Annotated in this window: 7 protein-coding genes; 2 read left to right on the top strand and 5 right to left on the bottom strand. The window is 69.7% G+C overall.

Annotated features, from left to right (window positions below; all coding sequences use genetic code 11):
* The 3 genes from QH195_RS20705 to QH195_RS20695 all read right to left on the bottom strand — a co-directional run.
* Nucleotides 1–360 (bottom strand): response regulator (locus QH195_RS20705; RefSeq protein WP_280436656.1); only part of this gene is annotated, 360 nt, incomplete at its 3' end.
* Nucleotides 357–1448: a sensor histidine kinase gene (locus tag QH195_RS20700; protein WP_280436654.1), complete on the bottom strand. Its 1092-nt coding sequence runs from the start codon at nt 1446–1448 to the stop codon at nt 357–359. The genes QH195_RS20700 and QH195_RS20705, both read right to left, overlap by 4 nt.
* A gap of 2 nt (nt 1449–1450) precedes the next feature.
* The gene (locus tag QH195_RS20695; RefSeq protein ID WP_280436653.1) at nt 1451–2425 is read right to left on the bottom strand and encodes an SDR family NAD(P)-dependent oxidoreductase; all 975 of its coding nucleotides are present in this window, start codon (nt 2423–2425) and stop codon (nt 1451–1453) included.
* A 176-nt stretch (nt 2426–2601) separates the two neighbouring features.
* On the opposite strand from QH195_RS20695, the gene QH195_RS20690 reads away from it, so the two are divergent.
* Together QH195_RS20690 and QH195_RS20685 are read left to right on the top strand one after the other, a co-directional pair.
* Complete coding sequence (locus tag QH195_RS20690; protein ID WP_280436652.1) at nt 2602–3258, top strand: nitroreductase family protein; 657 nt, start codon at nt 2602–2604, stop codon at nt 3256–3258.
* Between the two features lie 253 nt (nt 3259–3511).
* Entirely contained in the window at nt 3512–4381 is an 870-nt protein-coding gene (locus QH195_RS20685) for an RNA polymerase sigma factor SigF (RefSeq protein ID WP_280436651.1), read from the top strand.
* A 27-nt stretch (nt 4382–4408) separates the two neighbouring features.
* Here the strand turns inward: QH195_RS20685 and QH195_RS20680 are convergent, their stop codons facing one another.
* Nucleotides 4409–5911 (bottom strand): sensor histidine kinase, encoded by a 1503-nt coding sequence (locus QH195_RS20680; RefSeq protein ID WP_280436650.1) that lies wholly within the window; start codon nt 5909–5911, stop codon nt 4409–4411.
* A 31-nt stretch (nt 5912–5942) separates the two neighbouring features.
* Nucleotides 5943–6620: a response regulator transcription factor gene (locus QH195_RS20675; protein ID WP_280425323.1), complete on the bottom strand. Its 678-nt coding sequence runs from the start codon at nt 6618–6620 to the stop codon at nt 5943–5945.
* Nucleotides 6621–6643: the final 23 nt, after the last annotated feature.

Below are 6643 nucleotides of genomic sequence, written 5' to 3'. Positions count from 1 at the left end.
GTTTGCGGCCGCGCGGATCGCGGCGAGGATCCGGTCGGGGCCGGCGTTCTTGGCCAGGAATCCGCAGGCGCCCGCCTGCAGCGCCGGATAGAGGTGATCGTCGTCGTCGAAGGTCGTGAGGACGACCACCCGCGCCGCCGGAACCGCCGCGGTGATCCGGGCGGTGGCTTCGATACCGTCCACGCCGGGCATATGCAGGTCCATCAAGACCACGTCCGGGGACAGGGCACCGGTCAGGCGGACGGCGGGTTCGCCCGAATCGGCTTCCGCCGCCACCTCCAGGTCGTCGGCGCTGTCGCACAACATGCGCAGGCCGGCGCGTACCAGGGTTTGGTCGTCGACGATCAGCACCGAGATCATGCCGCCGGCCTCGGCGCGATCGACGCGCACAATTGCCAGCCGGAGCCGAGCGGACCGTAGTGCAGGTCGCCGCCCACGGCGGTGAGCCGTTCGCGCATACCCGTCAGGCCGAATCCGCCACCGCCTGCCGAACGGTCGGCCCGGGTGTCGTTGTCGATGCGCACATGTGCCGATCCGTTCTCCGTGATCCGCGCTCGGACCGTTACCGTCGCGCCGGGTCCGGCATGTTTGACGGCATTGGTGATCCCTTCCTGGACCGTCCGGTGCAGTACCAGTCTGCGCACCCCGTCCAGCTCGGCCAGCGCCGTATCGATCTCACATTCCGCGCGCAGACCGGCCCGGCGGGCCTGTGCCACCATCGTCTCGATCAGCTCCGGCAACGACCGGTCCCCGGCGAGCGTCGATCCGCGGCTGCCCGGCGAGCCGTCCTCCCGCAGCACATTCATCAGATCGTGCAGCTCGCGCAGCGCCGAATCGGCGGTGCCGTGGATGTCGGCGAGCAGTTCGGCCGTCTGCTCGGTCCCGAGTTCGGGCAGGTGGCGGGCCATACCCACGCGTACCAGGATCGCCGAAACGTGATGGGCGACGATATCGTGCAGATCCCGCGCGATCTGCACCCGTTCCGCCCGGCGGGCCGCCTGCGCGGACAGCACAGCGTTCCGTTCGGCGACCGCCAGACGCCGCCGCAGATTCGCGAGATAACCGCCCAGCAGCGCCGGTACCGCGACCAGAAGCAGCAGGCGGTAGAACAGCGGCACCGAACCCGGTGTCCGGAACCAGACCTCGAGCAGCACATAGGCAGCCGTCAATGCGACGCTGCCCAGGGCCAGGTCGCGCCCGCGCCCGCGCAACGCGAGCTCGAACAGTGCCACGGCTGCCCCTGCCTTGACCGCGACACCCGCGTCCGGAGCGAATCCGTGCGCCGCCACCAGCAGCACCGCCTGCGCGCACAGCGCCACCGCCGGCCACCGGGCGGCGGCGACGAGAAGCCCGCCGGACAATGCGGCCACCGCCGCCGCGCTCGTATCACCGCCCCACGTCAGCACATACCCGACCGCGATCGGGACCGCGACCAGCCGCCAGAGCATGGTCAGCCCCGATCGGGGAAGCCCGGCGGCATCGTCATCTTGCCGCCGCCGAAAGGCGCGCCACCCACCAGAACGGTGGAGCCGGTCATATAGCCGAAATCCTCGGAGCACAATGCGAGGATGGCACGCGCGATCTCGCCGGGCGTCGCCATCCGGCCCAGGGCCGCGACATTCAGCGGACCCCACGCGTTACGGAATGCCTCCCACATCGCGTCGGGGAGCCCCGGCGGGCGGACGAGCGCGGTATCGGTGGTGCCGGGCGAAATGGCGTTCACCCGGATACCGCGCGACCCGTAGTCCAGCGCGACGGCATCCACGATGCCCTGGATGGCCTGTTTGCTCGCGCTGTAGGCCACCCCGCCGGGCCGCCGCGATTCGGAGGAGGTGCACAGGATCACACCACCGCCGGACCGCAGCAGCAAGGGGACCTGGTGTTTGATCGAGAGAAACACACCGCGCACATTGGTGTCGAGTACCTCGTCGAACTGCTCGAGGGCCATTTCGTGCGCGGGTGCCGTGCGCGAGATTCCCGCGTTGTTGACCGCGATATCGAGGCGGCCGAACTCGCGGTCGACCTCGGCGACCAGCCCGGCCACATCCGACGGCACGCGGACATCGGCGCGGACGTAGCGGACAGTGCGCCCGAGCGATCGGGCGATATCGCGCCCCAGCTGTTCACGCCGGCCACAGAACACCACGGACGCGCCTTCTGCCGCGAAGGCCCGGACGGTCGCCTCGCCGATACCGGAGGTCGCGCCGGTGACCAGGACGACCTTTCCGTCGAAGCGTCCGCTCGGTGCGGCGGCGGGTAGCGGCGCGGTGGACGGGGTGCGGAGATAGGCGGGTACGGTCGTGCCCGCTGTGACGGCCGCCGCGCCCGTCGCGGCTGCGGCCAGGCCCATGAACGTCCGGCGGGAACGGCTCGGCCGCGCCGCCGGATCGTTCGATGATGCGAGGGGTTCCTTTTCGTCTTCCATGAACGGAATCGTCGCCTCGCCGGGGCCGACCCGGTACCTACCTTCGGCCGGACTTCGCGGTACCCGCCGACAGTCGTGCCGGCGGAAGGTGCCCGGAGTATGTTCGCCGGAGAAGGCCGGAACTCTGCGTTGCGGCCGGCCCGGACCATGTCGTACCGGAACGAAGGAGGCGTGCTGTGCCGAGGGAACTGGACCTGACCACGGACGAACTGCTGTCGACCACGCGAGCGGTGCGCAAACGGCTCGACCTCGAGCGTGAGGTCCCGCTCGAGGTCATCCGCGAATGTATCGAACTGGCGGTGCAGGCGCCGAGCGGGTCGAATCGGCAGGGCTGGCACTGGGTCGTCGTCACCGATCCCGCGCAGCGACGGTCCCTCGGTGAGCTCTACCGGAAGGCGTTCGAGGAGTACGCGTCCTCCCGGTATTTCCCCGGAAACCAGCTCAGTGGTGACGCCGAAGCGGACGCGGCCCGGCAGCGAGTCGCGGATTCGGCGCGGTATCTGGCCGAGAAGATGGGCGAGGTGCCGACGCTGGTGCTCCCGTGTCAGGCGGGCCGGCTGGACAATGCGTCGAGTGCGGAGAGCGCGTCGTACTGGGGGTCGCTGTTTCCGGCGGCATGGAGTTTCTGTCTGGCGGCGCGTTCGCGCGGTCTCGGAACGTCCTGGACCACACTGCATCTGCGGTACGAGCGGGAAGCGGCCGAGATCCTCGGTATTCCCTACGACAAGGTGTCCCAGGGCGCGCTGCTACCGGTGGCCTATACCTTGGGAACGGACTTCAAACCCGCTGCGCGGGCAGATCTGGATCGGATCGTGCACATCGGCGGCTGGTAGACGTTCCCGCGGCCGGCTCCGCCACACGCCGGCCGGGCCGCGGCACTGTGGACGTCCGGTATCTGCGGTCGGTAGTGAATCACCGCTGAGAACAGCGTATTTCACAACAACTTCGGTGGGAGGGTTGCCGGCCGGCGGTGGGTCCGATCGAAACCGCACGGCGCAGGTCACGTTTCGATCACGTCGAATCGGGTAGTTCTGAAACAAGTCGAGCCGATCAGCGAGCCGATTGGGAACACCCGAGGAGCCCCCGATGAACGAAACGACCGCAGTCACCACCGACAAGCCTGCCGTCGCGAACCGCAACGCACGTCCCGGGCGGACCCCCGGTGGGGACAGCTACGACAATCTCGAACCCCGGTTCGACAAGCTGGCCGGTCTGGAGCCCGACGATCCGCGCCGGCAGGAGATCCGGAACGAAATCGTGCATCTCGGACTGCCGCTCGCCGAACATATCGCGCGGCGGTTCAGCGGGCGCGGCGAGGCCTTCGACGATCTGCTGCAGATCGCCCGGATGGGGTTGGTGCAGGCCGTGGACCGCTTCGATGTGAGCCGGGGAAGTTCGTTCCTGTCCTTCGCCGTGCCGACGATCATGGGCGAAGTGCGCCGGCATTTCCGCGACCACACCTGGGCCGTGCGCGTCCCGCGCGGTACCAAGGAACTCCATCTGCGCATCGGCCCCGCATCCGAAGCACTGTTCCAGCGGCTCGGCCGGGCGCCGACAGCCCGCGAGATCGCCGCGGAACTCGAGGTCGAACTGACCGAGGTCACCCAGGCCTTGATCGCCGGTAACGGGCACACCAGCAACTCCCTGGATGCCGCCGTCCGCGAGCACGACGAGGACACCCCGCCCCCGGCCGTACTCACCCGGCTGGGCACCGAAGAACCCTGCTACGAGCTGCTCGAGGACGCCATGGCGGTACGCCCGCTGATCGAACAGCTGCCGCGGCGGGAACGCCAGGTACTCGTGTGGCGCTTTTTCGGCAATATGACCCAGAACCAGATCGCGGAGCGGCTGGGGATCTCCCAGATGCAGGTCTCCCGGATTCTCACCAAAACACTCAGAACTCTGCGCGAACAAGCTCTTGCCGAGCCGGATACCGCCGGGCCGATGGCCGCCTGAGCGAACGCGACCCGCGCGGCACGGCGGTCACCGCGACAGCGGAATCGTGACCACGAAACGGGCCCCGCCCGATACACCGCTCTCGACCCGGATCGACCCGCCGTGGCGTTCGACCACATCGCGGACGATGGCCAACCCGAGACCGGCTCCGCCCTCGTCACGGCTGCGGGCCTCGTCGAGCCGGACGAAACGCTGGAATATCCGTTCCCGATCCGCCTGGGGCACGCCCGCGCCGTCGTCGGCGACCACGAGCACCACGGCCCCGTCCGCGCATTCCAGCGAGACCCGGACCTGGGTCGCGGTATGCCGCTGCGCGTTGTCGACCAGGTTGCCCAGTACGCGGGCGAGCTGGGTGCCGCTGCCGGTGAGTACGACCGGCTCGTCCGGGAGGGCGGTCTCGACCGCGACACGGTCGCCGGTACGCCGCGCCAGTTCTTCGGCGACGAGCGCCGTCATATCGACCCGGCCGGGCCGGGGCCGTTCCCCGGCGTCGAGGCGGGCCAGCAGCAGCAGATCCGTCGCCAGATGTTCCAGGCGCACGGTATCGCCGAGCAGACCCTCGAGCTCGAGCAGATCCGGATGTGCCTGCGCCACCTCCAGCTGGGCCCGCAGACTGGCGATCGGACTGCGCAATTCGTGCGCCGCATCGGCGATGAACCGGCGCTGCCGGTCGGCGGACTGCTCCAATGCGGCCAAGGTGTCGTTGGTGGTGGCCGCGAGCAGGGCGATCTCGTCCCGTGCCGGCGGCTCGGGCACGCGCCGGGACAGGTCGCCGTGCATGATCTCGGCGAGTTCGCGGCGGATGGCTTCCACCGGGCGCAACGCGCGCCGGGTGACGAGCCAGGTCACTGCGGCCACGACCGCGAGAACCGGGAGCAGGCCGAGCAGCATCGCCCGCCGGGCGTCGGCGACCGCGCTGTCGGCGGTATCGAGCGCGGCACCCGCGTAGACGGTGACCGGCTGCCCGTCGGCGGTGGCCGCGGCCAGTGCGGCGACTCGGTAGTGGTCGGGTTCCGAGGCATCGCCGACCCGCAGATACGCCTCGCCCAGGACGGCATCGGTGGTCGACGGTGCCGCCGCGGCAGCGGTCCCCGGCGCTGCGACGGGACCCGCGGCGGCCCCGGTATGCGGGGCGGCCATGGGATCACCGTCGGATTCTTCGTCGAGCTCGTCGTCGTCTACGTCGTCGTCTTCGTCGGCCTCCGGCTCGTCGTCCGAATCGGATTCGTCCGCCGCGTACGGCCCGAAGCCGGCCATGGGCCGGCGGCCGCGCAATTCGTCGTCGGCGGCGAGCACCCGGCCGTCCGGCGTGACGATCTGTACCGGTTCGTCGTCCGGATCGGGAAACCGCAGTGCCGCGAGATCGGTGCCGCGGTCCAGCCGGTCGGCGATATCGCGGGCGGTGTGCTCGGCCTGCGTGCTCGCACTCTCGACGAGGTTGTCGCGGAGCACCACGAGCACGATCAGGCCCGCGGCCACCAATGCCACGGCCACGACCGCAGTGGCGGCGGTGGTGGTGCGGGCTCGCACCGAACTCCATCGGCCGCGGCGCCGGGCGCGCTCAACCACGGTCGCCCGCCAGCCGGTATCCCGCGCCCCGGACGGTGTGGATGGTGCGGCAGCCGAAAGGCGCGTCGATCTTGCGGCGCAGGGCGCTGATATAGACCTCCACGATGTTCGGGTCACCGTCGTAGGCGAAATCCCAGACATGGCAGAGGATATCGGCCTTGGAGACCACCTCTCCGGCCCGAACCGCGAGGTGCTCCAGGACCGCGAACTCCTTGGCGGTGAGCGTGACGTCCCGGTCACCGCGGCGGCAGGTGTGGCTACCGGGGTCCACCAGCAGATCGCCCACGCGCAACACCCGCGCCCCGCCGCGGGTCCGGCGGCGCAGCAGCGCACGGATCCGGGCCACCAGCACCACATACGAGAACGGTTTGCGCAGATAGTCGTCCGCGCCGGTGTCGAGCCCCTCGGCCTCGTCGTATTCGCCGTCCTTGGCGGTGAGCATCAGCACGGGCGTCTCGTGGCCCGCGGCGCGCAGTGTTTCGCAGACCCGGTAGCCGTTCATTCCCGGCAGCATGATGTCGAGGACGATCAGGTCGTAGTCGGTGCTGGTGGCCCGGTGCAGGCCGGTGACACCGTCGTGGACCACATCCACGGCGAATCCCTCGGCGGACAGGCCCTTTGCCAATGTGTGGGCCAGCCGCTTCTCGTCCTCCACGATCAGCAGACGCATCCACCAAGAGTGTCAGATCTTTG

The sequence above is a fragment of the Nocardia carnea genome (assembly GCF_029868855.1).
GTDB classification, from domain to species: Bacteria; Actinomycetota; Actinomycetes; order Mycobacteriales; family Mycobacteriaceae; genus Nocardia; species Nocardia carnea_A.
Note: the sequence above shows the minus strand (reverse complement) of the source record. Positions and strands in the feature narration are given on the sequence as shown.